The organism is Citrobacter telavivensis, assembly GCF_041807075.1.
GTDB classification, from domain to species: Bacteria; Pseudomonadota; Gammaproteobacteria; order Enterobacterales; family Enterobacteriaceae; genus Citrobacter_A; species Citrobacter_A telavivensis.
The window spans coordinates 66,923-92,264 of the sequence record NZ_JBGUBF010000009.1; the positions used below are offsets into that span (position 1 = coordinate 66,923).

Below are 25,342 nucleotides of genomic sequence, written 5' to 3' on the forward strand. Positions count from 1 at the left end.
CATTTCTCCAGAGTACTGGAGAAAAACGATAAACTTGCGCACAATCAAGGCGTCGTCATACGTTGAGAAAAATTTCTGCCATGAACCGCGAAGAGATCTGTTTACTGCTGACGGATAAAGTTAAGCAGTTGAAATACAAAGAACATAAGCCCGGTGATCTGCTGCCAGACATCCGTCTGCTGTACGGTACTGAACCGGGTTTACGTACACCCGTCATGTACGACCCCGGCATCATATTTCTCTTTTCCGGTCATAAAATCGGTTACATCAATGAGCGGGTTTTCCGTTACGACGCCAATGAATACCTGCTGCTGACAGTACCTTTACCCTTCGAATGTGAAACCTATGCGACACCTGACGTGCCGCTCGCCGGATTTCGCATCAATGTCGATATTCTGCAATTGCAGGAACTGCTGATGGACATCGGCGAAGACGAACGCTTTCAGCCGTCGATGGCGGCAAGCGGGATCAACTCCGCGACGCTCTCTGAGGAGATCCTCTGCGCGGCAGAACGTCTGCTCGACGTCATGGAGAGACCGCTGGACGCGCGAATTCTCGGTAAACAGATTATCCGCGAGATCCTCTATCACGTTCTGACCGGGCCACGCGGTGGCGCGCTGCTGGCGCTGGTGAGCCGTCAGACCCACTTCAGCCTGATTAGCCGCGTGCTCAAGCGTATTGAAAATAAGTACACCGAAAACCTCAACGTCGAGCAACTGGCGGCAGAAGCCAACATGAGCGTCTCTGCGTTCCACCATAATTTTAAGTCAGTCACCAGCACATCGCCGTTGCAGTACCTGAAAACGTATCGGTTACATAAGGCGCGGATGATGATGATTCACGACGGCATGAAGGCCAGTGCGGCGGCAATGCGGGTGGGTTATGAAAGTGCGTCGCAATTCAGTCGCGAATTTAAGCGCTATTTCGGCGTGACGCCGGGAGAGGATGCGGCGCGGATCCGCACCATGCAGGGGAGTTGACGGACGGCGCAGGCCGGATAAGCAGAGCGCTATCCGGCAATCAACCTATCAGGCGCTACAGTATTTCTTCTTGATAACGACCACAACCGTGCCGATCAAACCCGCCGCCAGCAGGAAGAGTGGCAGGATCATCAGGAAGGTCATAACCTGATCTTCATGGCGCTTCACAAACGGGATCATGCTGAGGGCATAGCCAAAGCTGGTGACCACGCCGACCCACAGCAGACCGCTCAGCCAGTTGAAGAACTGGAAACGGCGGTTAGAGAGGCCGGAAATCCCCGCCATGGTTGGCAGCAGGGTCCGTACGAACGCCAGAAAGCGTCCCGCCAGCAGTGCCAGCAGACCGTGGCGGTCAAACATGCAGGTCGCGCGCTGGTGGTATTTCGCCGGAAGTTGCGCCAGCCAGCCTTTTACCGTTCGCGTATTGCCCAGCCAGCGTCCCTGAATATAGCTGAGCCAACAACCGAGGCTGGCCGCCGTCGTCAGGATCACCAGAGTAGGGACAAAGCTCATGACGCCCTGCGCGACTAATGCGCCCGCTAATAGCAGGAGGCTATCACCGGGTAAAAATGAGGCCGGTAACAGGCCATTCTCTAAAAACAGCGTGGCGAACATCACAAAGTAGACGACGCTAACAACATGTGGGTCCGCCAGCGCGGCAAAATCATGTTGCCAGAGCGCAGCGATAATATCTTGAATGACAGCCATGGACTTTCCTGTGGAACAGCGTTTACGCCTTAATGACCCTATTGTACTCCTGAACGGGCCCGGATGACTTGATCCCGGGCGCAACAAATGCAGACAATTTCGCTCGACGTGTCTGCATAGCTGTCCATTAGCGTCAATTTTACACGAGGCGAGAAAATCCGGCGGCTAAATCTGCAATCAGATCGTCAACATTTTCTAAACCAATGTGGAGACGAATCAGCGTGCCGCTGAAATCCACGCCCCCTTCCGGGCGAATTTCCGCAATCTGTTCAGGCTGATTGGCCAGAATCAGCGACTCAAACCCGCCCCACGAATAGGCCATGCTGAACAGGCTGAAGTGATCCAGATAAGCGGACAGCTCGTCATTATTGAGCTTTTTATTCAGCACAAATGAGAACAGACCGCTGCTCCCCGTAAAGTCACGTTTCCAGAATTCGTGTCCTTTACTGCCCGGCAATGCCGGATGATTCACTCGTGCGACCTGCGGATGGGCAGCCAGCCATTCGGCAACCTTCAGACTGCTTTCGTGATGCTGACGCAGGCGCACACCCAGGGTACGCAGCCCGCGGCTGGTCATATAGGCCGTATCCGCATCGACCATTTGCCCCATCAGATAGGCATTCTCACGCAACCGATCCCAGCAGCGGGCGTTCGAAACGGCAGTACCAACCATTGCGTCGGAGTGACCAATCAGGTACTTGGTCCCGGCCTGAATCGAGATATCAATGCCGAAATCGAGGGCTTTAAACAGCACGCCCGCAGCCCAGGTGTTGTCGATCATAATGATGGCGTCTGGCGCAACGCGTCTGACGGCGGCGACAATCGCCGGTACGTCGTGGACTTCCATGGTGACGGAACCCGGAGACTCGAGGAAAACGACTTTGGTGTTGGGTTGAAGATGCTTAACAATGTCAGCGCCGACCAACGGATCGAACCAGCCGGTGGTCACCCCCAGCTTGCCGAGGATTTTGGTGCAGAAATCCTGGCTCGGCTCATAGGCTGTGTTAGTCATCAGCACGTGGTCGCCCTGTTCGACAAAGGCCAGAATGGTGTTGGCGACAGCCGCAGCGCCGCAGGGGAAGAGCGCGCAGCCGGCACCGCCTTCAAGCTCGCACATCGCTTCCTGCAGCGAGAAATGGGTCAACGTGCCGCGGCGTCCGTAAAAGAGTTCGCCGTTGGCGCGGTTGCGGGTGGCGTGCTTTTTGTCTTCGACCGTTTCAAAAACCAGCGAAGAAGCGCGTTGAATCACACTATTCACCGAACCCAGCGTGTATTTTTTACTGCGTCCTGCACCGACCAGTTTGGTGTCCAGTTGCTTATCTGCCATGTTGTGTTTCCTGTTTTTATACGTCTGGATGTCTAAACTACCACGAATGGCAAAATGCGCATCCCGGGGAACAGGATAAAGCACAATATTTTCTTAAAATTCCCTCCCGTAACGTTTTACTGCGTAAGCGCAAGGAAAAGAAACCAAAGGTGCGGCACTATGTAAATAGTAATGAGAACGACTATCAATTCGACGTCGTTTTGATATTATTACGCTCAGAATTTGTGATTTGCGTCCTGGAGATACAGAGTGGGTAATAATTTGATGCAGACGGATCTTTCCGTCTGGGGTATGTATCAGCACGCCGACATCGTGGTTAAGTGCGTGATGATTGGTCTGATTCTGGCGTCAGTGGTCACCTGGGCTATCTTCTTCAGTAAGAGTGTTGAGTTCTTCTCTCAGAAGCGTCGGCTTAAGCGCGAACAGCAGCTGTTGGCGGAAGCCCGCTCTCTGGATCAGGCAAGCGATATCGCTGCAAACTTTGGCGCTAAAAGCTTAAGCGTCCAATTGCTCAATGAAGCGCAGAACGAACTGGAACTGTCTCAGGGCAGTGAAGACAACGAAGGGATTAAAGAGCGTACTGGTTTTCGTCTGGAGCGTCGCGTTGCGGCGGCGGGACGTCATATGGGGCGCGGAAATGGCTACCTGGCGACCATCGGGGCGATTTCACCGTTTGTCGGTTTGTTCGGTACGGTCTGGGGCATCATGAATAGCTTCATCGGGATTGCGCAAACGCAGACCACTAACCTCGCCGTCGTAGCGCCGGGTATCGCAGAAGCACTGCTGGCGACGGCCATCGGTCTGGTTGCCGCCATCCCAGCCGTGGTTATCTATAATATCTTTGCCCGTCAGATTGGCGGTCTTAAAGCGATGCTGGGCGATGTGGCAGCACAGGTGCTGTTACTGCAAAGCCGCGACCTGGATCTGGATGCAAGCGCATCCGCTCATCCGGTACGCACCGCGCAGAAATTACGTGTAGGGTAATGTTTCATGGCAATGCGTCTTAATGAAAATCTGGACGATAACGGTGAAATGCATGAAATCAACGTGACGCCGTTTATCGACGTCATGCTGGTACTGCTGATCATCTTTATGGTGGCCGCGCCGTTGGCAACGGTGGATGTAAAGGTAAACCTGCCTGCTTCCTCCAGTACGCCACAACCGCGCCCGGAAAAACCCGTTTACCTGTCGGTCAAAGCGGACAACAGCATGTTTATTGGTAACGATCCGGTGACGGACGAGACCATGGTGGCAGAACTGACGGCACTGACTGAAGGGAAGAAAGACACCACGATCTTCTTCCGCGCGGATAAAACCGTCGACTATGAGACCCTGATGAAGGTGATGGACACGCTGCATCAGGCGGGGTATCTGAAGATTGGCCTGGTCGGCGAAGAGGTCGCGAAAGCGAAATAATCGTTGTCGCCTCGGGCACGATGAGAGAAAAGGTCGGGTAAGGCGTTATCGCTACCCGGCTTTTTTATTGCCTGTCGCTCCGGGTCTGTACCAGGCGTTCATTGAGCGCGACGGTGGTGATCGCGATCGTGCGGTAGTTCCCGTCGGCAAGTTTGCGCGTCAGTCGCAGCGTGGCTGTCTCCCGAGCCAGCAAATACTGCCAGGTGCTCTCCAGCCGCGCCATGATTTTGTCATGCAGCTCCGGGGTCTGTCTGATAATGGCGTTGATCGCCGCGCCATAAATCTCTTCCTTCACCTGAAGCGCGTAAATTTCCCGTCGGTTTTGCCATTTCAGACGAACCAGCGCCGCCGGGATAGAGGTCACTTCTTGCGCCACACTTTCGAGGACGGCATTTTTATTGGCGATAAGCGCGGCAATATTCTGCTTTAAGATAAATTGATCGCTTTTATTATCATCCAGGGCCAAATAGACATTATTATCTTCAACATCTTTAATCATTGTTCGTCATCCAGAGAATAGAAAAGGGGCGAGTCTTTCTCCCGGGTAATTAAATTAAGCCAAATTTCATTACCATTTTCATTTATATGCGCGGTCATTTCAGCGATTATTTTACTTAAGGTCTGGGCGTCAATATCGCCTTCAGCCTGTAACGCATTAATAACCCGGGCGAAAGTCTCAATTTTTGCCACCCGCTCAAGGCGTTCTTTAAAATGACGATCGCGTTCTTCGAGCAGAATATTTTTAGATTGCCCTGTGGGCGTTGCGCTAATTAAGATATCGGCTTCATAATCGCTGAGGGTTGTTTTGCTCTGAGTTAAATTCTCATCGTTTTCTGCTGTTCCTTCCGCCTGACCTGCGGGTGACAGATGAAAACGCGGTGGCACAAGGTGCTCAGGAAGCATGTCGCAATTTCCTTTAATATCAAAAGTATAGTTGTTTTTATTTGGCAGGTCGCGTTGACAATAACATGGGGTAATTTTAGAATCAAAAAAAATGGAGTCATGCTATGAACAGTATTTTTTATTCTGTCATTACCTTGTTATTGCTGACCGGCGGCGTGCTTTTATTAATGCGTGAGTTTAATAAACCGCACAACGCTGAAGAACTGGCCTCTGCGACTCAATCAACACCTCTGACCAAAGAAGAGGGAGAGGATCATTTTTCCACGCTGATGAATGCTATTACACCGATATGGTACTGGCGCGTCAATCACGAATATATTGATTTCCTTCACGCAACGATAAAACGCATGACGATGGCGCAGTTGAATGACACCCCAGGACTGTTTGATGCCCAACGGCGTTGCAGCGATCTCAATTCAGCGGTGTATAAATACTACGACACGATAAAAAAGCGCTGTCTCAACGGTGAAAAAGTTCCCCATTCCGATCTCGACGTGCTCAACTTACGCCAGTGTTTCCGGGAGTTTAGCATCGAGGCGTATCCGTCACTGGTAGCGCTGGTGTGGCCTGAGTATCAGCGCCCGTGGATCAATCCCGACGAAGTTTGACGGGGATGTTGATCTGTTGTTGCACAGTTGGGATATACTGTCGCCCGGTTTTTGCTACATCACAGGAAATTATGGAACGCTTTCTCGAAAACGCCATGTACGCGTCTCGTTGGCTGCTGGCCCCGGTCTACTTTGGTTTGTCACTGGCACTGGTTGCGCTGGCGCTGAAATTCTTTCAGGAGATTTTTCATGTGCTGCCCAATATCTTTTCGATGGCAGAAGCTGACCTGATTCTGGTGCTGCTGTCGCTGGTGGATATGACCCTGGTCGGCGGACTGCTGGTGATGGTGATGTTTTCCGGCTATGAGAATTTCGTCTCGCAACTGGATATCTCCGAAGGGCGAGAAAAGCTGAACTGGCTGGGGAAGATGGATGCGACCTCACTGAAAAACAAAGTCGCGGCCTCGATTGTCGCTATCTCTTCCATTCATCTGCTGCGCGTATTTATGGACGCGAAGAACGTGCCGGATAACAAGCTGATGTGGTACGTCATTATCCATCTCACCTTCGTCTTGTCGGCGTTTGTGATGGGCTATCTCGACAGGTTAACCCGCCATAAGCACTGACTGAACAGGCCGGGTAGCCGCTGTCGCTACCCGGCACTGCGCGTTACTTATCGGACGACGCCTGCCAGAGGTTCAGTTCACCGTCAGCGACATGCTTATCAATCTGCGCCAGCTCTTCAGCAGTGAACGACAGATTTTTCAGCGCCTGAGCGTTTTCTTCCAGCTGTTCCGGGCGGCTTGCGCCAATCAATACCGAGGTGACGCGATCGTCTTTCAACAGCCAACTGAGCGCCATTTGCGCCATTGACTGACCGCGCTGCTGCGCCATCTCATTAAGCAGACGCAGACTGCTGAGGTTCGCTTCCGTCAGCATATTCTCCGTCAGACCACGTACTTTCTTTCCTTCGCGCTGCATACGTGAGCCGTCCGGGATGCCGTTCAAATACTTACCGGTGAGCAACCCCTGTGCCAGTGGCGTAAAGGCGATACAGCCGACACCGTTGGCTTTTAACGTATCCAGCAAACCGCTTTTATCTACCCAGCGGTTCAGCAGATTGTAAGAAGGCTGATGGATCAGCAGCGGGATCTTCCACTCGCGCAAAAGCTCAGCCATTTTTTGCGTTCGCTCCGGCGAGTAAGACGAAATGCCGACATACAGCGCTTTACCACTTTGTACGGCGTGAGCCAGCGCGGCCGCCGTTTCTTCCATCGGTGTGTTCTCATCTACGCGGTGAGAATAGAAAATATCGACGTAATCCAGTCCCATACGCTTCAGGCTCTGATCGAGGCTGGCGAGGAGGTATTTCCGCGAGCCGCCGGAACCATAGGGGCCTGGCCACATATCGTAACCGGCTTTGGTCGAGACGATCAGCTCATCGCGCAAGGCGGCAAAGTCTTCGCGCAGCAGGCGGCCGAAGTTTTCTTCCGCACTGCCCGGAGGCGGCCCGTAGTTGTTGGCTAAGTCAAAGTGGGTAATGCCGAGATCAAAGGCTTTTCGCATCAGCGCGCGCTGCGAGTCGAGGGCTTGAACGTGACCGAAGCTGTGCCACAGACCGAGTGATAGCGCGGGCAGTCGGAGGCCGCTTTTACCGCAGTAGCGGTACTGCATATTCTCATAGCGGTCAGGGGAGGCGTTCCAGGACATGATGTCTCCTTTCTGGTGATGAATTTTCGAAACAGCGTTTTCATTCTATGCTTATAAAATCACAAATTCCGGAGATATGCGATGACGCGTCTGACAGCCAAAGATTTTCCGCAGGAGTTGCTCGACTATTACGACTACTACGCACACGGGAAAATCTCGAAACGAGAGTTCCTCAATCTCGCGGCAAAGTACGCCGTTGGCGGGGTGACGGCGCTGGCGCTGTTCAATATGCTCAAGCCCAACTATGCGCTGGCGGAACAGGTGAAATTCACCGATCCCGATATTTTGCCTGAGTATATTCACTATCCGTCGCCAAACGGTCATGGCAACGTGCGCGGTTATCTGGTGAAACCGGCCAACGCGGCGGGCAACGTGCCTGCGGTGGTAGTGGTGCATGAGAACCGGGGCCTGAATCCCTATATTGAAGATGTCGCAAGGCGGGTCGCGAAAGCGGGCTACCTTGCGCTGGCACCCGACGGTTTAAGCTCGGTGGGCGGCTATCCTGGAAACGATGAAGAAGGGAAAGTTTTGCAGCAGAAAGTGGATCCGACGAAGTTGATGAATGACTTTTTCGCCGCCGTCGAGTTTATGAAACAACACCCTGAAGCCAGCGGGAAAGTGGGGATCACCGGATTTTGCTACGGTGGCGGTGTCTCGAATGCGGCGGCCGTAGCCTATCCGGAACTGGAGTGCGCGGTACCGTTTTATGGCCGCCAGCCTGCCGCGGCGGATGTGCCGAAGATAAAGGCGCCGATATTGCTGCATTACGCGGCGCTGGATAAAAATATCAATGAGGGCTGGCCGGCGTATGAAGCTGCGTTGAAAGAGAATAATAAAGTTTATGAAGCTTATATTTATCCCGGCGTGAATCATGGCTTTCATAATGACTCTACGCCGCGGTATGACCAGGCCGCGGCTGAGCTGGCCTGGCAAAGAACGCTGGCATGGTTCGAAAAATATTTATCATAAATAACAGGATAATCATTAGCCAGGTAATATTCCCGGTGTTTTTCATTGTTAATTATAGGAATACAAGAAACGGGGATATTGTTTATGAAAGTAAAAAAAACAAAAGTCAGTATATATTCTTCATTCCTTGCCGATAACGAGATTAAGACTCGCCTCTGGGCGACTTTTCCCTAACGGCAAGGAACATATATGTACATACTGCGTAATTTCACCATCCGGGCCGTCATGCTGACGATCCTTGGTATTTTCTGTTTAATGTGGATGGGTGTGGGTTTGTACAGCACCTGGTCTCTTTCTCGTGTCGCTGATGGTAACGACGTCGATCGCCATCTTGTTCGTCAGATGACGGTGCTCAGCCAGGGCAACGATCAGTATTTCCGTTTTGTCACCCGACTCAGCCGCGCGATGGAGTTGAAAGCCAGCGGCGGCACGCCGGATTTCGCTCCCGTCCAGCAGGCGCTGGATAACATGAGCAAAAATCTGCAAGAGATGAAAACCCTTTCGCCAGGCCCGATGGATCCCGACGTCTCCGCCGCGGTGCTGGCGAGCTGGCAGGATCTCCTCGACAAAGGCGTCACGCCGCAAATGCAGCTGGCGCAACAGGGGACTCAGAGCGCCTGGAGCGAACAGGCAAACAACGTGACGCCAGTATTGAGCCGGGCGTTTGGTGCCAGTGCGGAACGCTTTAATAAAGCCGCGGGTGTGATGCTTGATCAAACCCGCGTGATGGTGGATAGCAAAACGTCGATCATCCGTACTCTGATCATCGGCGCAGTGATCCTGGGCATTGCGATCCTCTTCTTTACCGATCGCTATCTGGTGACCATGCTGGTGAAACCGCTGGCGCGAATTCGCCAACAGTTTCGCCAGATAGCCCAGGGCGACCTCAGTCAGCCGATTGACGACATAGGCCGCAACTGTGTCGGTCAACTGGTGCCTTTATTGCGCGCGATGCAGGACAGCCTGCGCGATGCGGTCAACACGATCCGTTCCGGTAGCGACAACATCTGGCGCGGGGCCACTGAAATCTCCAGCGGCAACAACGATCTTTCATCGCGAACGGAAGAGCAGGCCGCTGCGCTGGAAGAGACGGCCGCGAGCATGGAGCAGCTTACCGCCACGGTGAAGCTGAATGCGGATAACGCGCGTCAGGCCAGCCTTCTGGCTGAGTCTGCATCACGCACAGCAGGTAAAGGCGGTTCGCTGGTGTCTGAAGTGGTCGAGACAATGGACGGTATTTCCGCCAGCTCGAAGCAGATTGCTGAAATTACGACCGTCATTAATAGCATTGCCTTTCAGACCAATATTCTTGCATTAAACGCGGCGGTTGAAGCTGCGCGTGCGGGTGAACAAGGGCGTGGATTTGCCGTTGTCGCCGGCGAGGTGCGTAATCTGGCGAGCCGCAGCGCGAACGCGGCAAAAGAAATTGAAACGCTGATTGCCGAATCCGCTCGCCGTGTCGACCACGGAGCGGCACTGGTGAAGGATACCGGTTCAACGATGGAGGCGATCCTGAGCGGCGTGACGGAGGTCAATACCATCATGAAACAAATAGCCTCGGCGTCGGAAGAACAGAGCAAAGGGATTTCTCAGGTGGGTGTTGCGATTACCCAGATGGATGGCGTCACGCAGCAAAACGCCGCGCTGGTGGAACAGGTTTCTGCCGCCGCTGCGGCGCTGGAAAGACAAACGGAAGATTTACAGCGTTCTGTGCAACAGTTCCGGTTATCGCAAAATGACACGCCCAATCACCCCGCCAAAAGTGCCGCCCCCGTCGCTCAGCGACGCCAGGCACCCGCTGCGCCAGGTGATGAGTGGGTGGCGTTCTAACGAACAGTAAAAAAGTCTCTGAACCCTCTGGCCTTTGCTTAAAAGATCGCTATATAATTTATTATATAGTGATCAAGGAGGGGTCATGAACAATCATTTTGGCAAGGGCCTGATGGCCGGATTAAGCGCCACGCAGGCTGACAGCGCGCGCAATGTCGCGGATTTTTGTTCGGATTATAAACGCGGCTTCGTATTAGGATTCTCACATCGCATGTTTGAAAAAACCGGCGACAGGCAACTTAGCGCCTGGGAAGCGGGGATCCTGACGCGCCGTTACGGCCTGGATAAAGAGATGGTGATGGATTTCTTTCGGGAAAATCAGTCCAGCACCACAATTCGCTTTTTCATGGCCGGTTATCGACTCGAAGGTTGATCCAAAGGGGGTATTATCTTGCTTTAATTACTTACACTAGCCGCTACTCCCTTCGTTTTATTATTCCCGCGCAGTATTATAGGCTACATAACCATAACAAAAGTGTGGTAAATGGCGCACCGATCGCAGTTACGGTTTTGCGATTGATGCAAAATAAGAGCCAGGTCTTCGTAACGGAATAACTATAAAATGACTGGAGATAACACTCTCATTAATTCCCATGGCGTAAACCGTCGTGATTTCATGAAGCTTTGTGCAGCACTCGCCGCCACGATGGGGCTCAGTAGCAAAGCCGCCGCCGAAATGGCTGAATCGGTATCCCGTCCGCAGCGCCCACCGGTTGTCTGGATTGGTGCTCAGGAGTGCACAGGGTGTACCGAATCCCTCCTTCGCGCGACCCACCCTACGGTAGAAAACCTCGTTCTGGAGACCATCTCTCTGGAATATCATGAGGTACTTTCCGCCGCCTTCGGCCACCAGGTTGAAGAGAACAAACACAATGCGCTTGAGAAGTATAAAGGGCAGTATGTGTTGGTCGTTGATGGTTCTATCCCACTAAAAGATAACGGTATTTACTGTATGGTTGCCGGTGAGCCGATTGTGGACCATATCCGCAAAGCGGCAGAAGGCGCAGCAGCGATTATCGCTATCGGTTCCTGTGCAGCGTGGGGCGGCGTCGCCGCTGCCGGCGTGAACCCGACCGGTGCAGTTGGCCTGCAGGAGGTTCTGCCGGGTAAAACCATTATCAACATTCCAGGCTGCCCGCCGAACCCGCATAACTTCCTGGCGACCGTCGCCCATATCATCACCTGGGGCAAACCGCCGAAACTGGATGCGAAAAACCGTCCAACCTTTGCCTATGGTCGCCTGATTCACGAACACTGCGAACGGCGTCCACACTTCGATGCCGGTCGTTTTGCGAAAGAATTCGGCGATGAAGGTCACCGTGAAGGCTGGTGCCTTTACCACCTCGGCTGTAAAGGACCCGAAACCTGGGGCAACTGCTCCACGCTGCAATTCTGCGACGTTGGCGGTGTATGGCCAGTGGCGATTGGTCATCCTTGCTATGGCTGTAACGAAGAAGGCGTTGGTTTCCATAAGGGCATTCACCAACTTGCCCATGTGGAAAATCAGACACCGCGCTCCGAAAAACCTGATGTGAACATGAAAGAGGGCGGCAACATCTCTGCCGGCGCTATCGGGTTGCTTGGCGGCGTTGTCGGTCTGGTGGCCGGTGTCAGCGTGATGGCGGTACGTGAACTGGGGCGTCAGCAAAAGAAAGATAACGCTGACTCACGGGGAGAATAACCGTGAACAGACGTAATTTTATCAAAGCAGCCTCCGGCGGGGCGTTGCTGTTAGGCGCTGCGCCGTCTATCAGCCACGCGGCTGCAGAAAATCGCCCGCCCATCCCCGGTTCTCTGGGTATGTTGTATGACTCGACGCTGTGCGTGGGCTGTCAGGCCTGTGTGACCAAGTGTCAGGATATCAACTTCCCGATGCGTAACCCTGAAGGGGCGCAGACCTGGTCGAACAACGACAAACTGTCACCGTATACCAACAACATCATTCAGGTGTGGCGTAGCGGTACAGGCGTGAATAAAGATCAGGAAGAGAATGGCTATGCATACATCAAAAAACAATGTATGCACTGCGTCGATCCCAACTGCGTTTCCGTCTGCCCGGTTTCCGCACTGAAAAAAGATCCGAAAACCGGCATCGTTCATTACAACAAAGACGTCTGCACTGGCTGCCGTTACTGCATGGTTGCCTGTCCGTACAACGTGCCGAAGTACGACTACAACAACCCGTTTGGTGCGCTTCACAAATGTGAACTGTGTAACCAGAAAGGCGTTGAGCGTCTCGATAAGGGCGGCTTGCCAGGCTGTGTTGAGGTTTGTCCTGCCGGTGCGGTCATTTTTGGTACCCGCGAAGAGTTGATGGCCGAGGCGCAAAAACGCCTGGCGCTGAAGCCTGGCAGTGAATACCACTATCCGCGTCAAACCGTGAAAACGGGCGATACCTATGTGCATACCGTGCCGAAGTACTATCCGCATCTTTACGGTGAGAAAGAGGGCGGCGGAACGCAGGTGTTGGTACTGACCGGGGTGCCTTACGAGAATCTGGATATGCCGAAGCTGGATGAGATTTCAACCGGCGCGCGTTCCGAACATGTTCAACACACCCTGTATAAAGGCATGATGCTACCACTGGCCGTGCTGGCGGGCTTGACCGTGCTGGTTCGTCGTAATACCAAAAACGACCATCACGACGGAGGAGACGATCATGAGTCATGATCCTAAACCGCTGGGCGGCAAAATTATCAGCAAACCGGTCATCATCTTCGGGCCGTTAATCATCCTCTGCATGCTCCTTATCGTGAAGCGTCTGGTATTTGGATTGGGGTCTGTCTCCGATCTGAACGGCGGTTTCCCGTGGGGCGTCTGGATTGCCTTTGACCTGTTAATCGGCACCGGCTTTGCCTGTGGCGGTTGGGCGCTGGCGTGGGCGGTATATGTCTTCAACCGGGGACAGTACCATCCGCTGGTGCGTCCGGCGCTGCTGGCGAGCCTGTTTGGTTATTCTCTGGGTGGCTTGTCTATCACCATTGACGTGGGTCGTTACTGGAACCTGCCGTACTTCTACATTCCGGGTCACTTCAACGTGAACTCGGTTCTGTTCGAGACGGCGGTCTGTATGACCATCTACATTGGGGTGATGGCGCTTGAGTTTGCCCCTGCGCTGTTTGAACGTCTGGGCTGGAAGGTGTCGCTGAAGCGTCTGAACAAGCTGATGTTCTTCATCATCGCCCTCGGCGCGCTGCTGCCAACCATGCACCAGTCCTCCATGGGCTCGCTGATGATCTCGGCGGGCTACAAGGTGCATCCGCTGTGGCAAAGCTATGAAATGCTGCCGCTGTTCTCGGTATTGACCGCCTTTATTATGGGCTTCTCGATCGTCATCTTTGAAGGTTCGCTGGTTCAGGCTGGCCTGAGAGGAAACGGTCCGGATGAGAAGAACCTGTTTATCAAGTTGACGAACACCATCAGCGTGATGTTGGCGATCTTTGTCGTTCTGCGCTTTGGTGAGCTGATTTACCGGGACAAGCTGTCATATGCCTTTGCCGGCGATTTCTACTCAGCAATGTTCTGGCTTGAAGTCGTACTGATGGTCTTCCCGATAGTGGTGCTGCGCGTGGCGAAACTGCGCAATGACTCTCGTATGCTGTACCTGTCTGCGCTCAGTGCGCTGCTGGGTTGTGCTGCATGGCGTCTGTCCTATTCGCTGGTGGCATTTAATCCAGGTGGTGGCTACCACTACTTCCCGACCTGGGAAGAACTGTTGATTTCTATTGGTTTTGTGGCTATTGAGATTTGCGCTTACATCGTACTCATTCGTCTACTGCCGATACTTCCTCCTTTAAAACAAAACGATCACAATCGTCATGAGGCGAGCAAAGCATGAGCCAGAGAATTACTATTGATCCTGTAACCCGTATTGAGGGGCACTTACGTATCGATTGCGAAATCGAAAACGGCGTTGTTTCAAAAGCATGGGCTTCCGGCACCATGTGGCGCGGTATGGAAGAGATCGTGAAGAATCGCGATCCTCGTGACGCGTGGATGATTGTGCAGCGTATTTGCGGCGTTTGTACGACAACGCACGCGATTGCCTCCGTTCGTGCGGCAGAAAGCGCGCTGAACATTGACGTTCCGGTTAACGCCCAGTATATCCGTAACATCATTCTGTCGGCGCATACCACTCATGACCACATTGTGCACTTCTATCAGCTCTCGGCGCTGGACTGGGTGGATATCACCTCTGCGCTGAAAGCCGATCCGGCAAAAGCGTCAGCGATGCTGAACGGCGTGTCGACCTGGCATCTGAACAGCGCGGAAGAGTTCACGAAAGTTCAGAATAAGATCAAGGACCTGGTTGCCAGCGGCCAGTTGGGGATTTTCGCCAACGGTTACTGGGGACACCCGGCGATGAAACTGCCGCCGGAAGTGAACCTGATCGCCGTTGCTCACTACCTGCAGGCGCTGGAATGTCAGCGTGATGCCAACCGCGTGGTGGCGTTGCTGGGCGGTAAAACACCGCACATCCAGAACCTGGCGGTGGGTGGCGTTGCCAACCCGATCAACCTCGACGGCCTGGGCGTACTGAACCTGGAACGCCTGATGTACATCAAGTCCTTCATCGACAAACTGAGCGACTTCGTTGAACAGGTCTACAAGGTGGATACGGCGGTGATTGCCGCGTTCTATCCGGACTGGCTGGAACATGGTAAAGGGGCGGTTAACTATCTGGCTGCGCCGGAATTCCCGACCGACGGTAAGAACGGCAGCTTCCTGTTCCCGGGTGGCTATATCGAAAATGCGGATCTGTCGAGCTATCGCCCGATCTCCTCTCACTCCGACGAGTACCTGATCAAAGGGATTCAGGAGAGCGCCAAACACGCCTGGTATAAAGACGAAGCCCCGCAGGCGCCGTGGGAAGGGACGACCATTCCGGACTATAACGGCTGGTCAGATGACGGCAAATATTCATGGGTGAAATCCCCAACGTTCTACGGTAAAACCGTCGAAGTGGGACCGCTGGCGAATATGCTGGTGAAACTGGCCTCCGGACGTGAGTCCACGAAGGCGAAACTGAATGAAATCATTGCGATTTATCAGGCGCTGACCGGTAAAACGCTGGAAGTGGCGCAGTTGCACTCCACGCTGGGGCGTATTATTGGTCGTACCGTTCACTGCTGTGAACTACAGGGTATCCTGCAGAGCCAGTACAGTGCGCTGATTGCCAACATCGGTAAAGGTGACCACACCACGTTCGTGAAACCGAATATTCCGGCGACGGGCGAATTTAGAGGCGTCGGTTTCCTTGAAGCGCCGCGCGGGATGCTCTCTCACTGGATGGTGATTAAAGACGGCATTATCAGCAACTACCAAGCGGTAGTACCGTCAACCTGGAACTCCGGTCCGCGTAACTTCAACGATGACGTCGGTCCGTACGAACAGTCGCTGGTAGGCACGCCGATTGCCGATCCGGAAAAACCGTTGGAAGTGGTACGTACTATTCACTCTTTCGATCCTTGCATGGCGTGTGCAGTGCACGTTGTTGACGCTGACGGGAACGAAGTTGTCTCTGTAAAGGTTCTGTGATGCGGATTTTAGTTTTAGGGGTCGGCAATATTTTGCTGACCGATGAAGCCATCGGCGTTCGTATCGTTGAAGCCTTAGAGCAGCGATATGAATTGCCGGATTTCGTTGAAATCCTTGATGGCGGTACGGCGGGCATGGAGTTGCTCGGCGACATGGCAAACCGGGATCATCTGATCATTGCGGATGCCATTGTCTCGAGAAAAAACGCCCCGGGTACGCTGATGATCCTGCGGGATGATGAGGTGCCGGCGCTGTTTACCAACAAGATCTCCCCGCATCAACTGGGCCTGGCCGACGTTCTGTCGGCCCTTCGCTTCACCGGTGAGTTCCCGAAAAAACTGACGTTGATTGGCGTCATTCCGGAATCGCTGGAGCCGAACATTGGCTTAACGCCAACGGTTGAAGCGATGATTGAACCTGCGCTTGCGCAGGTTCTGGCCGCGCTGCGTGAGTCGGGCGTTGAAGCGATCCCACGGGAGGTAACGCATGTCTGAGGAGATCTCCGGGTTCCAGACGGCTCCAAAGGCACAGGTTCAGGCCGCGTTTGAAGCGATTGCGCAGCGTTCAATGCACGATCTGTCCTTCCTGCATCCTGATATGCCGGTGTATGTCTCTGACTTTACCCTGTTTGAAGGGCAGTGGACGGGATGCGTGATTACGCCGTGGATGCTGAGTGCGCTGATTTTCCCCGGGCCAGACCAGCTCTGGCCAGTGCGTAAAGTCAGTGAAAAGCTCGGGTTGCGTCTGCCGTATGGCACGATGACGTTCACCGTGGGCGAGCTGGACGGCGTATCGCAATACCTCGGCTGTTCCCTGATGTCGCCGCTCAATCACAGTTTGTCGGCACAGGAAGGTGTGCGTCTGGCCGATGACTGCGCGCGAATGCTGTTGTCGCTGCCGGTCAGCGATCCGGATGCGCCGCAGACAAGCCGTCGCGCATTGCTGTTCGGGCGTCGGGGTTTACAGAATGCATGAGCTGTCTCTTTGTCAGAGTGCGGTTGAAATCATTCAACAGCAGGCTGAACAGCATGGCGTAAAGCGCGTCACCGGCGTGTGGCTGGAGATTGGCGCGCTGTCCTGTGTTGAAGAGAGCGCGGTTCGTTTTAGTTTTGACATTGTCTGCCAGGGGACGGTGGCGCAAGGCTGTGAATTGCACATCGACTACAAACCGGCACAGGCATGGTGCTGGGATTGCAGTCAGGCAGTTGAAATCACTCAGCACGATGCACAGTGTCCGCGTTGTCATGGCGATCGTCTGCGTGTTGATACCGGCGATTCGCTGAAAGTGAAAAGTATTGAAGTTGAATAACCCGTGATGTGACATGGGGCGGAGTCAGATATGTGTATAGGCGTTCCGGGCCAGGTTCTGGCCGTCGGTGAAGATATTCACCAGCTTGCGCAGGTGGAAGTGTGCGGCATCAAACGTGATGTGAATATTGCGCTAATCTGTGAAGACAGTTCTGCACAACTGGTCGGGCAGTGGGTGTTAGTGCATGTGGGGTTTGCGATGAGCATCATTGATGAAGAAGAAGCCAAAGCCACGCTGGATGCGCTACGCCGTATGGAGTACGACGTGACCAGCGCCTGATAACCCCTGATGACAGTCTGTTAAGTGTTCCTTCATCGCTGTATAATCAATTATACACCGAATGCGAGGATACACTCATGCTTAAATTCTTACGCCAGCTCTCCCTGCTGGCGTTACTTTTCCCTCTCCCCTTCATGGCGCAAGCCGACCGTACCTTTACCGATCAAATTGGCCGCCAGGTCACCGTGCCGGATAAGGTGGATCGCGTTGTGGTGCTCCAGCATCAGACGCTCAATCTGTTGGTGCAGATGAATGCGACCGACAAAATTGTCGGCGTGATGGCGAACTGGAAGCAACAACTGGGTGATGGCTACGCGCGACTGGCGCCGGAACTGGCCCAGAAAACCGCGCTGGGCGATTTAACCCACGTTGATCCGGAGCAGCTGGTGGCGCTGCACCCGCAGGTGGTGTTTGTCACAAACTACGCGCCGCAGGAGATGATCGACAAAATCAGCAGTCTCGGCATTCCGGTGGTGGCAGTCTCTCTGCGCCATGACGCGGCAGGGGAACAAGCCAAACTGAATCCGACCATGGCGGATGAGGAACAGGCTTACGACCGGGGCTTGCGGGAAGGAATCACGCTTATCGGCGATATTGTTAATAAACCGCAAGAGGCGAAAGCGCTGATTGACGCCACCGATAAAGGACGCAAGCTGGTGAGCGATCGTTTGCAGGCGATCCCTGAAGATCAACGCGTTCGCGCCTATATGGCCAACCCGGATCTGACTACCTACGGTTCAGGAAAATATACCGGCCTGATGATGGCGCACGCCGGGGCGCTGAACGTTGCGGCCTCAACCGTTAAGGGCTTCAAACCGGTGGCGATGGAACAGGTGATTGCCTGGAATCCGCAGGTCATTTTTGTGCAGGATCGCTATCCAAAAGTGGTTGATGAGATCCTGCAAAGCCCGCAATGGCAGGTGATTGATGCAGTGAAAAATCATCGTGTTTATCTGATGCCTGATTACGCGAAAGCCTGGGGTTATCCGATGCCGGAAGCGATGGGGATTGGTGAACTGTGGATGGCGAAAAAGTTGTACCCCCAGAAGTTCACGGACATTGATATGCGCAACGTGGCTAATGAGTGGTATCAGCGTTTTTATCGCACCGACTATCAGGGCGTTGACTGATGCGCATCCTCGCTGCGGGGAGTCTGCGTGCGGTATGGCAGTCGCTGATGGCCTATTTTCAGGAGAAGGATGTGCTTTGTGATTTTGGTCCGGCGGGGTTGCTGCGCGAACGGATTGAAGCTGGCGAGCCCTGTGACTTTTTTGCCTCGGCGAATATGGCGCATCCACAAGCGCTGCTGGACGCCGGTCGTGCACAATCCGTGGCTCCCTTCGCGACCAATCGCCTGTGTCTTACCGTGCGGGCGGATGCAGTGCGAGAAGGCGATGACTGGTTATCGCTGTTAACGCGTCCGGACCTGCGGATTGGCACGTCGACAGCGGGATGCGATCCGTCCGGTGATTATACGCAGCAGCTTTTTTCACGGATGGGCGATGCGGGAACGCGCGCCCGGGAACGGGCGGTGGCGCTGGTCGGCGGCAGAGATACGCTTCCCCTTCCGGCGGGAAGTCTGGCAGTCGAGTGGTTAATCAGCAATGATGACACCGATGTCTTCATTGGATATGCCAGCTATGCGCCGAGGCTCAGACTGATTGAGACGCTGACGGTGGTAGAAATACCGGAGCCTTATAATCCGGTCGCGGAGTATGGATTTGCCTGCCTGAGTGACAAGGGAAAGCCGTTCGCCGATTTTTTGTTATCACATGAGGCGAGATTAATTCTCTGTCAGCATGGATTCGCCTGACTGTCAGAGGGCGGCATCAGGCGAACATCCAGCCGGATGGCGACGTAAACGTCTTATCCGGCCTACGGCTGGAATAGGGTAGGCCTGATAAGCGCAGCGCCATCAGGCAAGCATCCAGCCGGATGGCGGCGTAAACGTCTTATCCGGCCCACGGTTGGAATAGGGTAGGCCTGATAAGCGCAGCGCCATCAGGCAAGCATCCAACCGGATGGCGACGTAAACGTCTTATCCGGCCTACGGCTGGAGTATGGTTTACCTGATAAGCGCAGCGCCATCAGGCAAGCATCCAGCCGGATGGCGACGTAAACGTCTTATCCGGCCTGTGGTTGGAATGTAGTAGGCCTGATAAGCGTAGCGCCATCAGGCAAGCATCCAGCCGGATGGCGACGTAAACGTCTTATCCGGCCTACGGTTGGAGCATGGTAGGTCTGATAAGCGCAGCGCCATCAGGCAAGCATCCAGCCGGATGGCGACGTAAACGTCTTATCCGGCCTACGGTTAGAATAGGGTAGGCCTGATAAGCGCAGCGCCATCAGGCGAACATCCAGCCGGATGGCGAAAACGTCTTATCCGGCCTACGGCTGGAATAGGGTAGGCCTGATAAGCGCAGCGCCATCAGGCCAGCGTCCAGCCGGATGGCGACGTAAACGTCTTATCCGGCCCACGGTTGGAGTATGGTAGGCCTGATAAGCGTAGCGCCATCAGGCAAGCATCCAGCCGGATGGCGACGTAAACGTCTTATCCGGCCTACGGTTGGAATGTGGTAGGCCTGATAAGCGCAGCGCCATCAGGCAGCATTATGCCGGATGGCGTTTATCTTCGGTGTTTGTGTCGAAATCACCAGCGTCATGACGCTCATGAAGCTGCTCATTCAGCGGCCCGTTGGTACGATTCACAATCCGCCCGCGTTTAACGGCCGGACGTTCAGCGACCTCTTTCGCCCAGCGCTGCACATTTTTGTAGCTGCCTGCGTCAAGGAATTCCGCCGCGTCGTACACATTACCCAGCACGACATTGCCAAACCACGGCCAGATAGCCATATCGGCAATGGTGTACTCATCGCCCGCCACGAAAGCGTTATTCGCCAGCTGCTTATCCAGCACGTCCAGCAGGCGTTTGGCTTCCATCGTAAAGCGGTTGATCGCGTACTCAATCTTCACCGGTGCGTAGTGATAGAAGTGGCCGAAACCGCCGCCGAGGAAGGGGGCTGCGCCCTGGAGCCAGAACAGCCAGTTCAGGGTTTCCGGACGTTTTGCGCGATCCTGCGGCAGGAAATAGCCAAACTTTTCCGCCAGATACAGCAGGATCGATCCCGACTCAAACACGCGCACCGGTGGATTCTGCGAATGATCGCGCAATGCCGGGATCTTCGAGTTCGGGTTAACCTCCACAAAGCCGCTGGAGAACTGATCGCCTTCGCCAATGCGAATCAGCCACGCATCGTATTCCGCGCCGCTCACTCCCTGCGCCAGCAGTTCTTCCAGCATGATGGTGACTTTCTGGCCGTTCGGCGTGCCCAGTGAATAGAGCTGAAGCGGGTGCTTACCGACGGGCAGCACTTTGTCGTGAGTTGAACCGGAGATCGGACGGTTGATGTTGGCGAACGCACCGCCGCTGGATTTTTCCCACGTCCAGACTTTCGCGGGCTGATAAGTGTTATCTGACATGTTGACCTGCCTTCTGAGTGGTTGTGTTGAAGCAGTGTAGCAGGTCACCACCCGCGCATTTAACAGATTGGCACATTTACGCCTGGCTATTTTTTGTTGTTGCGCGCGCTCCCGCTGCGTTGAGGTGTATGATGGTCGGCGGTGTAGAGCAGGCAAGCAGAAGCTGCTCAGCTGTATAGTTTTGAGGTAAGGTGCATGAGCAAAGGAACGACCAGTCAGGATGCCCCGTTCGGGACATTATTGGGCTATGCCCCCGGTGGTGTAGCGATCTACTCTTCAGATTACAGCTCCCTCGACCCACGGGACTATGACGATGATGCTGCATTTCGCAGCTATATCGACAATGAATATATGGGCCACAAATGGCAGTGCGTTGAATTCGCGCGCCGTTTCCTCTTCCTGAATTATGGTGCGGTGTTCACTGATGTCGGTATGGCGTGGGAGATCTTCTCGCTGCGTTTCCTGCGCGAAGTGGTGAACGACAACATTTTGCCGTTGCAGGCGTTTCCTAACGGATCGCCCCGCGCGCCGGTCGCCGGGGCGTTGCTCATCTGGCAGAAAGGCGGTGAATTTAAAGACACCGGCCACGTCGCGATCATTACTCAGCTGCTGGATAACAAAATCCGTATTGCCGAGCAGAATGTCATTCACACTCCGCTTCCTCCCGGACAGCAGTGGACGCGTGAGCTGGAGATGGTGGTGGAAAATGGCTGCTATACCCTGAAAGACACTTTTGACGACACCACCATTCTGGGCTGGATGATCCAGACCGACGATACCAGGCACAGCCTGCCGCAGCCGGGGATCGCCAATGATTCGCTGAAGATTGGCACGGCAAGACTGGAAGAAAAGGGTCAGTTTGACGGCAAGTGGCTGGACGAACAGGATCCGCTGCAAAAAGCCTATGTAACGGCAAACGGTCACGTGATCAATCAGGATCCATACCAGTATTTCACGATGACAGAGAGTGCCGAGCAGGAGTTGATCAAAGCGACCAACGAGCTGCATCTGATGTATCTGCACGCCACAGACAAGGTGCTGAAGGATGATAACCTGCTGGCGCTGTTCGACATTCCCAAAATCCTCTGGCCGCGTTTGCGTCTCTCCTGGCAGCGTCGTCGCCACCATATGATCACCGGTCGTATGGATTTCTGTATGGATGAGCGTGGGCTGAAGGTGTACGAATACAACGCCGATTCCGCTTCGTGTCATACCGAAGCGGGGCTAATCCTCGAGCGCTGGGCGGAGCAGGGCTATAAAGGGCAGGGGCACAATCCGGCAGAAGGGCTGATTAACGAGCTGGCAGGAGCCTGGAAACACAGCCACGCGCGTCCTTTTGTGCACATCATGCAGGATAAGGATATTGAGGAGAACTACCACGCGCAGTTTATGCAGCAGGCGCTGCATCAGGCCGGGTTTGAAAGTAAGATCCTGCGTGGGCTGGATGAACTACGCTGGGATGATGCTGGTCAGTTGATTGACGGCGAAGGACGCCTGGTGAACTGCGTCTGGAAAACCTGGGCATGGGAAACGGCCATTGAGCAGGTGCGTGAAGTCAGCGAAACCGAGTATGCCGCTGTGCCGATTCGTACCGGGCATACCGATCAGGACGTACGGCTGATTGATGTGCTGCTGCGCCCGGAAGTGCTGGTCTTTGAGCCTCTGTGGACGGTGATCCCGGGTAACAAAGCGATTCTGCCGATCCTCTGGCAACTTTTCCCGCATCATCGTTACCTGTTGGATACCGATTTCATCGTCAATGATGAACTGGCGCAAACCGGGTATGCGGTGAAACCGATTGCCGGTCGCTGTGGTAGCAATATCGACCTGGTCAGCCATCAGGAAGAATTGCTGGATAAAACCAGCGGGAAATTTGCTGAACAGAAAAACATTTATCAGCAGCTATGGTGTCTGCCAAACGTTGCCGGTAAGTATATTCAGGTGTGCACCTTTACCGTCGGTGGAAACTACGGCGGCACCTGTCTGCGCGGCGACGAATCGCTGGTTATCAAAAAAGAGAGCGATATCGAACCGCTGATTGTACTGAAGGGGTGATCCCTTCGGCTATTTCGCGTAAGGAACTAAAGACCGCAATGCGTAGCGTTGCGGTTTCTTTTTACCGTGGTGTCCGGACATGACCTAAGCGATGGCAGTTTCGCTCACGACGTCTTTTACCTGATGCAATTCATGCTATTTTCCGCAGAATATTCATCGGCACCCATCCAATATCATTATCTGCAAGCCGTCGACACCATAGCCAGCCATTCAGCGCTTTTATTGCCTGAAACTCATCGCCCTCATTCACGTCAAGCTCTTTCGCAGAATAGTCCTCTTTTGCCACCCCATGATCCGACTCGGCACGTCGTTCAATCAGTTGTTCAGGAACCCACCCGCCCGCATGACCCGACGCTATACAAAAGCACCAGTTATCCCATCCTTCATTACCCTCATATCTTTCCCCAACAATAAGCGGGGTTCCTCTTTTGAATGTGATAGGGTCTGGATATTCGCTTCGATGTTTCCCGATCGCGATAAATAATATTTTTTCGTCCATTTATCTTTCTCCTGATTAAAGTTGCGCTTCCAGTGATATTAATTTTTCTGTCCATACAGTACAGATGAATATCATATTATTATAAGACATAGTAAATGATCACAGTCACTAAAATAGCGATTGCCAATGTTGTCATGCTAAATGAAAGACAACTAGATGGAAAATAAATAGATAAAAGAGAAATTAATGAAAGAGTAATTAATTGCAATAAGGCTCATTTATCTATATCGATTTTGTCTGATCCGGAGAGTGGATTTGCATCAATGTATCCTGAAGGGTTTGAGGTGAATAATCCTAACGATTATCTCTGAAACAGTAAGTGTTTAATCCGCAATTTATAAACTCTCGCTGAGGTTTAATTCCGCTTTGATTATATTCAATCCGGTTTCCATGATCTCACAGGAAAGATGTGCATAACCCAAAATTATTTTACTTTGATGTTTCCCCTTTAACATGGAGTGTTTTTCCACAGGAACAACATAGACACCTTTTTCTTGCAATCGTTGAAGGGTTTTTTGCGTAAAAATAACACCATTAAATTCTGCCACAACATGCATCCCGGCCCGATCGCCGTGTATTTTAATATTTTCTCCAAAATATTTATGTAAGAGAAAAAGTAACTGTTCTCGTCGTTTCCCATACTCTTTTTTCATTCGTCGGATATGACGTTCAAGTTCTTTACTTTCGATGAAATGCATCAGCGTTAGTTGGGTTATTGAATTTGAATGATGATCCGCTAGTCGTTTAATTTCCCGAATTCTGCTTACAAGATGACGCGGGACTACAAGATAACCGAGGCGTATAGAAGGGAACAACACTTTACTAAACGTGCCAGAGTAAATCACATGCTGTGGATCAAGTTCAAATAATGAATTGGCAGGTGAACCCTCATAAGTGAATTCACTATCATAGTCATCTTCTAGTATCAAACAGTCATTCTCTCTGGCGAATTTAATCACTTCCAGACGTCTTTTGATGGGTAACCTCCCCCCCATTGGAAATTGGTGAGATGGTGTCATAAATATCAATGTAGGGCTATTGTTCTTGAAAAATAAGCAAGGTTGTATACCATCCTTATCGACTTCAAAAGGCGTGATATTATTCGTGTGATAAGAAAATATCTGCCTGACATTGTCGTTAGTCGGATTTTCAATCCAGATTTCACTTTGTGCATCAAGCAGACATTTTGCCACCAATGTTAAACCTTGTTTCGTTCCGTTGGTAACAATAATCTGGTCCGCACCACAGACGATGCCGCGTGTGCGTTGAAGATATTTTCTGAGTACTTCTCTAAACTCTGACCTACCTTGAGGATCATCGTAACCTAATGCAGATATCGGCGCCTCTTTTAGCGCTTTTGTTGCCGCTTTACTCCATTTTCTTTTGGGAAATAAATCTAAAGCAGGAAGCCCACTGTCAAAGTTAATCGCATTCGTGGGTATTGATATATCTGACAACGAGGCGGCACAACTATCACTAACCTGTAAGGGGTGTTTCTTAGCAATAATGTCTGAACTGACAAAAAAACCAGCCCCGGGCTTACTCACGACAAGACCTTCTGAAATTAACATTTCATAAGCCGTCAATATTGTATTTCGTGAAACAGACAAATTTTTAGAACACTCACGTGTTGATGGAAGTTTTTCTTCAGTACGTAAGTTACCAGAAAGTATCTTTTCGCGTATATCCTTGTAAATATTTTTTGAATAAGAATGACCATGAATTCTATCAAACTTAATGTATAGCATTCGAACTTTCCCCAACTGGTTCCATTAAAATTTGCTCAAACTG

At 52.8% G+C, this 25,342-nt stretch carries 27 protein-coding genes; 19 read left to right on the top strand and 8 right to left on the bottom strand.

Going from position 1 to position 25,342, the window contains the following annotated elements; genetic code table 11:
- Positions 1 to 80: 80 nt before the first annotated feature.
- On the top strand, positions 81 to 980 hold the full coding sequence (locus ACERJC_RS22815; RefSeq protein WP_373672558.1) for an AraC family transcriptional regulator: 900 nt from the start codon (positions 81 to 83) through the stop codon (positions 978 to 980).
- Between the two features lie 48 nt (positions 981 to 1,028).
- Here ACERJC_RS22815 and yghB read toward each other — a convergent pair whose 3' ends face one another.
- Together yghB and metC are read right to left on the bottom strand one after the other, a co-directional pair.
- Positions 1,029 to 1,688: a DedA family general envelope maintenance protein YghB gene (gene yghB, locus ACERJC_RS22820; protein WP_152406035.1), complete on the bottom strand. Its 660-nt coding sequence runs from the start codon at positions 1,686 to 1,688 to the stop codon at positions 1,029 to 1,031.
- Between the two features lie 139 nt (positions 1,689 to 1,827).
- Entirely contained in the window at positions 1,828 to 3,015 is a 1,188-nt protein-coding gene (gene metC / locus ACERJC_RS22825) for a cystathionine beta-lyase (protein WP_373672532.1), read from the bottom strand.
- A 249-nt stretch (positions 3,016 to 3,264) separates the two neighbouring features.
- Between metC and exbB the strand changes: the two genes are divergently transcribed.
- Both exbB and exbD read left to right on the top strand, forming a co-directional pair.
- Positions 3,265 to 3,999, top strand: a complete 735-nt coding sequence (gene exbB, locus ACERJC_RS22830) for a tol-pal system-associated acyl-CoA thioesterase (RefSeq protein WP_373672534.1) — start codon at positions 3,265 to 3,267, stop codon at positions 3,997 to 3,999.
- 6 nt (positions 4,000 to 4,005) lie between these two features.
- Complete coding sequence (gene exbD / locus ACERJC_RS22835; protein WP_152406032.1) at positions 4,006 to 4,431, top strand: TonB system transport protein ExbD; 426 nt, start codon at positions 4,006 to 4,008, stop codon at positions 4,429 to 4,431.
- A 64-nt stretch (positions 4,432 to 4,495) separates the two neighbouring features.
- Here exbD and ACERJC_RS22840 read toward each other — a convergent pair whose 3' ends face one another.
- Both ACERJC_RS22840 and ACERJC_RS22845 read right to left on the bottom strand, forming a co-directional pair.
- Positions 4,496 to 4,927 carry a cytoplasmic protein gene (locus tag ACERJC_RS22840; protein ID WP_152406400.1) on the bottom strand — a complete coding sequence of 144 codons (432 nt, stop codon included), beginning with the start codon at positions 4,925 to 4,927 and terminating at the stop codon, positions 4,496 to 4,498.
- A complete protein-coding gene (locus tag ACERJC_RS22845; protein ID WP_152406031.1) occupies positions 4,927 to 5,334 on the bottom strand; it encodes a hypothetical protein in 408 nt (135 codons plus the stop codon). Before ACERJC_RS22845 ends, ACERJC_RS22840 begins: the two co-directional genes overlap by 1 nt.
- A gap of 104 nt (positions 5,335 to 5,438) precedes the next feature.
- Here ACERJC_RS22845 and ACERJC_RS22850 point away from each other — a divergent pair, with 104 nt between their 5' ends.
- The gene (locus tag ACERJC_RS22850) at positions 5,439 to 5,942 is read left to right on the top strand and encodes an ESA_00282 family adhesion-associated protein (RefSeq protein ID WP_373672535.1); all 504 of its coding nucleotides are present in this window, start codon (positions 5,439 to 5,441) and stop codon (positions 5,940 to 5,942) included.
- Positions 5,943 to 6,013: 71 nt separating this feature from the next.
- Complete coding sequence (locus tag ACERJC_RS22855) at positions 6,014 to 6,508, top strand: TIGR00645 family protein (protein ID WP_042324201.1); 495 nt, start codon at positions 6,014 to 6,016, stop codon at positions 6,506 to 6,508.
- A gap of 43 nt (positions 6,509 to 6,551) precedes the next feature.
- Here ACERJC_RS22855 and ACERJC_RS22860 read toward each other — a convergent pair whose 3' ends face one another.
- Positions 6,552 to 7,592, bottom strand: coding sequence for an aldo/keto reductase (locus ACERJC_RS22860; protein ID WP_373672536.1), 1,041 nt, complete (start codon positions 7,590 to 7,592; stop codon positions 6,552 to 6,554).
- An 81-nt stretch (positions 7,593 to 7,673) separates the two neighbouring features.
- Here ACERJC_RS22860 and yghX point away from each other — a divergent pair, with 81 nt between their 5' ends.
- The 13 genes from yghX to ACERJC_RS22925 all read left to right on the top strand — a co-directional run bounded on the left by yghX (position 7,674) and on the right by ACERJC_RS22925 (position 19,330).
- Complete coding sequence (gene yghX / locus ACERJC_RS22865; protein ID WP_373672537.1) at positions 7,674 to 8,561, top strand: YghX family hydrolase; 888 nt, start codon at positions 7,674 to 7,676, stop codon at positions 8,559 to 8,561.
- A 189-nt stretch (positions 8,562 to 8,750) separates the two neighbouring features.
- Complete coding sequence (locus tag ACERJC_RS22870) at positions 8,751 to 10,391, top strand: methyl-accepting chemotaxis protein (protein ID WP_373672538.1); 1,641 nt, start codon at positions 8,751 to 8,753, stop codon at positions 10,389 to 10,391.
- An 85-nt stretch (positions 10,392 to 10,476) separates the two neighbouring features.
- Positions 10,477 to 10,764, top strand: coding sequence for a DUF2623 family protein (locus ACERJC_RS22875; protein ID WP_042324192.1), 288 nt, complete (start codon positions 10,477 to 10,479; stop codon positions 10,762 to 10,764).
- 189 nt (positions 10,765 to 10,953) lie between these two features.
- Positions 10,954 to 12,072, top strand: coding sequence for a hydrogenase 2 small subunit (gene hybO, locus ACERJC_RS22880; RefSeq protein WP_042998143.1), 1,119 nt, complete (start codon positions 10,954 to 10,956; stop codon positions 12,070 to 12,072).
- A 2-nt stretch (positions 12,073 to 12,074) separates the two neighbouring features.
- A complete protein-coding gene (hybA, locus tag ACERJC_RS22885; RefSeq protein WP_152406025.1) occupies positions 12,075 to 13,061 on the top strand; it encodes a hydrogenase 2 operon protein HybA in 987 nt (328 codons plus the stop codon).
- Entirely contained in the window at positions 13,051 to 14,229 is a 1,179-nt protein-coding gene (gene hybB, locus ACERJC_RS22890) for a Ni/Fe-hydrogenase cytochrome b subunit (protein ID WP_152406024.1), read from the top strand. The genes hybA and hybB overlap by 11 nt, the downstream gene beginning before the upstream one ends.
- Positions 14,226 to 15,929, top strand: a complete 1,704-nt coding sequence (hybC, locus tag ACERJC_RS22895) for a hydrogenase 2 large subunit (protein ID WP_373672539.1) — start codon at positions 14,226 to 14,228, stop codon at positions 15,927 to 15,929. Before hybB ends, hybC begins: the two co-directional genes overlap by 4 nt.
- Positions 15,929 to 16,423, top strand: coding sequence for a HyaD/HybD family hydrogenase maturation endopeptidase (locus ACERJC_RS22900; RefSeq protein WP_152406022.1), 495 nt, complete (start codon positions 15,929 to 15,931; stop codon positions 16,421 to 16,423). Before hybC ends, ACERJC_RS22900 begins: the two co-directional genes overlap by 1 nt.
- Complete coding sequence (gene hybE, locus ACERJC_RS22905; RefSeq protein ID WP_152406021.1) at positions 16,416 to 16,904, top strand: hydrogenase-2 assembly chaperone; 489 nt, start codon at positions 16,416 to 16,418, stop codon at positions 16,902 to 16,904. The genes ACERJC_RS22900 and hybE overlap by 8 nt, the downstream gene beginning before the upstream one ends.
- Positions 16,897 to 17,238: a hydrogenase maturation nickel metallochaperone HypA gene (gene hypA, locus ACERJC_RS22910; RefSeq protein ID WP_042324177.1), complete on the top strand. Its 342-nt coding sequence runs from the start codon at positions 16,897 to 16,899 to the stop codon at positions 17,236 to 17,238. Before hybE ends, hypA begins: the two co-directional genes overlap by 8 nt.
- A 30-nt stretch (positions 17,239 to 17,268) precedes the next feature.
- Entirely contained in the window at positions 17,269 to 17,517 is a 249-nt protein-coding gene (gene hybG / locus ACERJC_RS22915; RefSeq protein WP_373672540.1) for a hydrogenase maturation factor HybG, read from the top strand.
- Positions 17,518 to 17,594: 77 nt separating this feature from the next.
- Positions 17,595 to 18,647 carry an ABC transporter substrate-binding protein gene (locus tag ACERJC_RS22920; protein ID WP_178827812.1) on the top strand — a complete coding sequence of 351 codons (1,053 nt, stop codon included), beginning with the start codon at positions 17,595 to 17,597 and terminating at the stop codon, positions 18,645 to 18,647.
- Positions 18,647 to 19,330: a molybdate ABC transporter substrate-binding protein gene (locus ACERJC_RS22925; RefSeq protein ID WP_373672541.1), complete on the top strand. Its 684-nt coding sequence runs from the start codon at positions 18,647 to 18,649 to the stop codon at positions 19,328 to 19,330. The genes ACERJC_RS22920 and ACERJC_RS22925 overlap by 1 nt, the downstream gene beginning before the upstream one ends.
- Positions 19,331 to 20,127: 797 nt before the next feature.
- Here the strand turns inward: ACERJC_RS22925 and yghU are convergent.
- On the bottom strand, positions 20,128 to 20,997 hold the full coding sequence (gene yghU / locus ACERJC_RS22930; RefSeq protein ID WP_373672542.1) for a glutathione-dependent disulfide-bond oxidoreductase: 870 nt from the start codon (positions 20,995 to 20,997) through the stop codon (positions 20,128 to 20,130).
- A gap of 195 nt (positions 20,998 to 21,192) precedes the next feature.
- On the opposite strand from yghU, the gene gss reads away from it, so the two are divergent.
- Entirely contained in the window at positions 21,193 to 23,052 is a 1,860-nt protein-coding gene (gene gss / locus ACERJC_RS22935) for a bifunctional glutathionylspermidine amidase/synthase (protein WP_373672543.1), read from the top strand.
- Positions 23,053 to 23,182: 130 nt separating this feature from the next.
- Here gss and ACERJC_RS22940 read toward each other — a convergent pair whose 3' ends face one another.
- Both ACERJC_RS22940 and pdxR read right to left on the bottom strand, forming a co-directional pair.
- Positions 23,183 to 23,551: an SH3 domain-containing protein gene (locus ACERJC_RS22940; RefSeq protein WP_373672544.1), complete on the bottom strand. Its 369-nt coding sequence runs from the start codon at positions 23,549 to 23,551 to the stop codon at positions 23,183 to 23,185.
- A 335-nt stretch (positions 23,552 to 23,886) separates the two neighbouring features.
- Positions 23,887 to 25,299, bottom strand: a complete 1,413-nt coding sequence (pdxR, locus tag ACERJC_RS22945) for a MocR-like pyridoxine biosynthesis transcription factor PdxR (protein ID WP_373672545.1) — start codon at positions 25,297 to 25,299, stop codon at positions 23,887 to 23,889.
- Positions 25,300 to 25,342: the final 43 nt, after the last annotated feature.

Excerpts from the sequence above, each read along its gene's own strand:
- ACERJC_RS22815 (WP_373672558.1), top strand. The coding sequence starts at position 81 with ATGAACCGCGAAGAGATCTGTTTACTGCTGACGGATAAAGTTAAGCAG.
- yghB (WP_152406035.1), bottom strand. The coding sequence starts at position 1,688 with ATGGCTGTCATTCAAGATATTATCGCTGCGCTCTGGCAACATGATTTT.
- metC (WP_373672532.1), bottom strand. The coding sequence starts at position 3,015 with ATGGCAGATAAGCAACTGGACACCAAACTGGTCGGTGCAGGACGCAGT.
- exbD (WP_152406032.1), top strand. The coding sequence starts at position 4,006 with ATGGCAATGCGTCTTAATGAAAATCTGGACGATAACGGTGAAATGCAT.
- ACERJC_RS22845 (WP_152406031.1), bottom strand. The coding sequence starts at position 5,334 with ATGCTTCCTGAGCACCTTGTGCCACCGCGTTTTCATCTGTCACCCGCA.
- ACERJC_RS22850 (WP_373672535.1), top strand. The coding sequence starts at position 5,439 with ATGAACAGTATTTTTTATTCTGTCATTACCTTGTTATTGCTGACCGGC.
- ACERJC_RS22855 (WP_042324201.1), top strand. The coding sequence starts at position 6,014 with ATGGAACGCTTTCTCGAAAACGCCATGTACGCGTCTCGTTGGCTGCTG.
- ACERJC_RS22860 (WP_373672536.1), bottom strand. The coding sequence starts at position 7,592 with ATGTCCTGGAACGCCTCCCCTGACCGCTATGAGAATATGCAGTACCGC.
- yghX (WP_373672537.1), top strand. The coding sequence starts at position 7,674 with ATGACGCGTCTGACAGCCAAAGATTTTCCGCAGGAGTTGCTCGACTAT.
- ACERJC_RS22870 (WP_373672538.1), top strand. The coding sequence starts at position 8,751 with ATGTACATACTGCGTAATTTCACCATCCGGGCCGTCATGCTGACGATC.
- ACERJC_RS22875 (WP_042324192.1), top strand. The coding sequence starts at position 10,477 with ATGAACAATCATTTTGGCAAGGGCCTGATGGCCGGATTAAGCGCCACG.
- hybO (WP_042998143.1), top strand. The coding sequence starts at position 10,954 with ATGACTGGAGATAACACTCTCATTAATTCCCATGGCGTAAACCGTCGT.
- hybB (WP_152406024.1), top strand. The coding sequence starts at position 13,051 with ATGAGTCATGATCCTAAACCGCTGGGCGGCAAAATTATCAGCAAACCG.
- hybC (WP_373672539.1), top strand. The coding sequence starts at position 14,226 with ATGAGCCAGAGAATTACTATTGATCCTGTAACCCGTATTGAGGGGCAC.
- ACERJC_RS22900 (WP_152406022.1), top strand. The coding sequence starts at position 15,929 with ATGCGGATTTTAGTTTTAGGGGTCGGCAATATTTTGCTGACCGATGAA.
- hybE (WP_152406021.1), top strand. The coding sequence starts at position 16,416 with ATGTCTGAGGAGATCTCCGGGTTCCAGACGGCTCCAAAGGCACAGGTT.
- hypA (WP_042324177.1), top strand. The coding sequence starts at position 16,897 with ATGCATGAGCTGTCTCTTTGTCAGAGTGCGGTTGAAATCATTCAACAG.
- hybG (WP_373672540.1), top strand. The coding sequence starts at position 17,269 with ATGTGTATAGGCGTTCCGGGCCAGGTTCTGGCCGTCGGTGAAGATATT.
- ACERJC_RS22920 (WP_178827812.1), top strand. The coding sequence starts at position 17,595 with ATGCTTAAATTCTTACGCCAGCTCTCCCTGCTGGCGTTACTTTTCCCT.
- ACERJC_RS22925 (WP_373672541.1), top strand. The coding sequence starts at position 18,647 with ATGCGCATCCTCGCTGCGGGGAGTCTGCGTGCGGTATGGCAGTCGCTG.
- yghU (WP_373672542.1), bottom strand. The coding sequence starts at position 20,997 with ATGTCAGATAACACTTATCAGCCCGCGAAAGTCTGGACGTGGGAAAAA.
- gss (WP_373672543.1), top strand. The coding sequence starts at position 21,193 with ATGAGCAAAGGAACGACCAGTCAGGATGCCCCGTTCGGGACATTATTG.
- ACERJC_RS22940 (WP_373672544.1), bottom strand. The coding sequence starts at position 23,551 with ATGGACGAAAAAATATTATTTATCGCGATCGGGAAACATCGAAGCGAA.
- pdxR (WP_373672545.1), bottom strand. The coding sequence starts at position 25,299 with ATGCTATACATTAAGTTTGATAGAATTCATGGTCATTCTTATTCAAAA.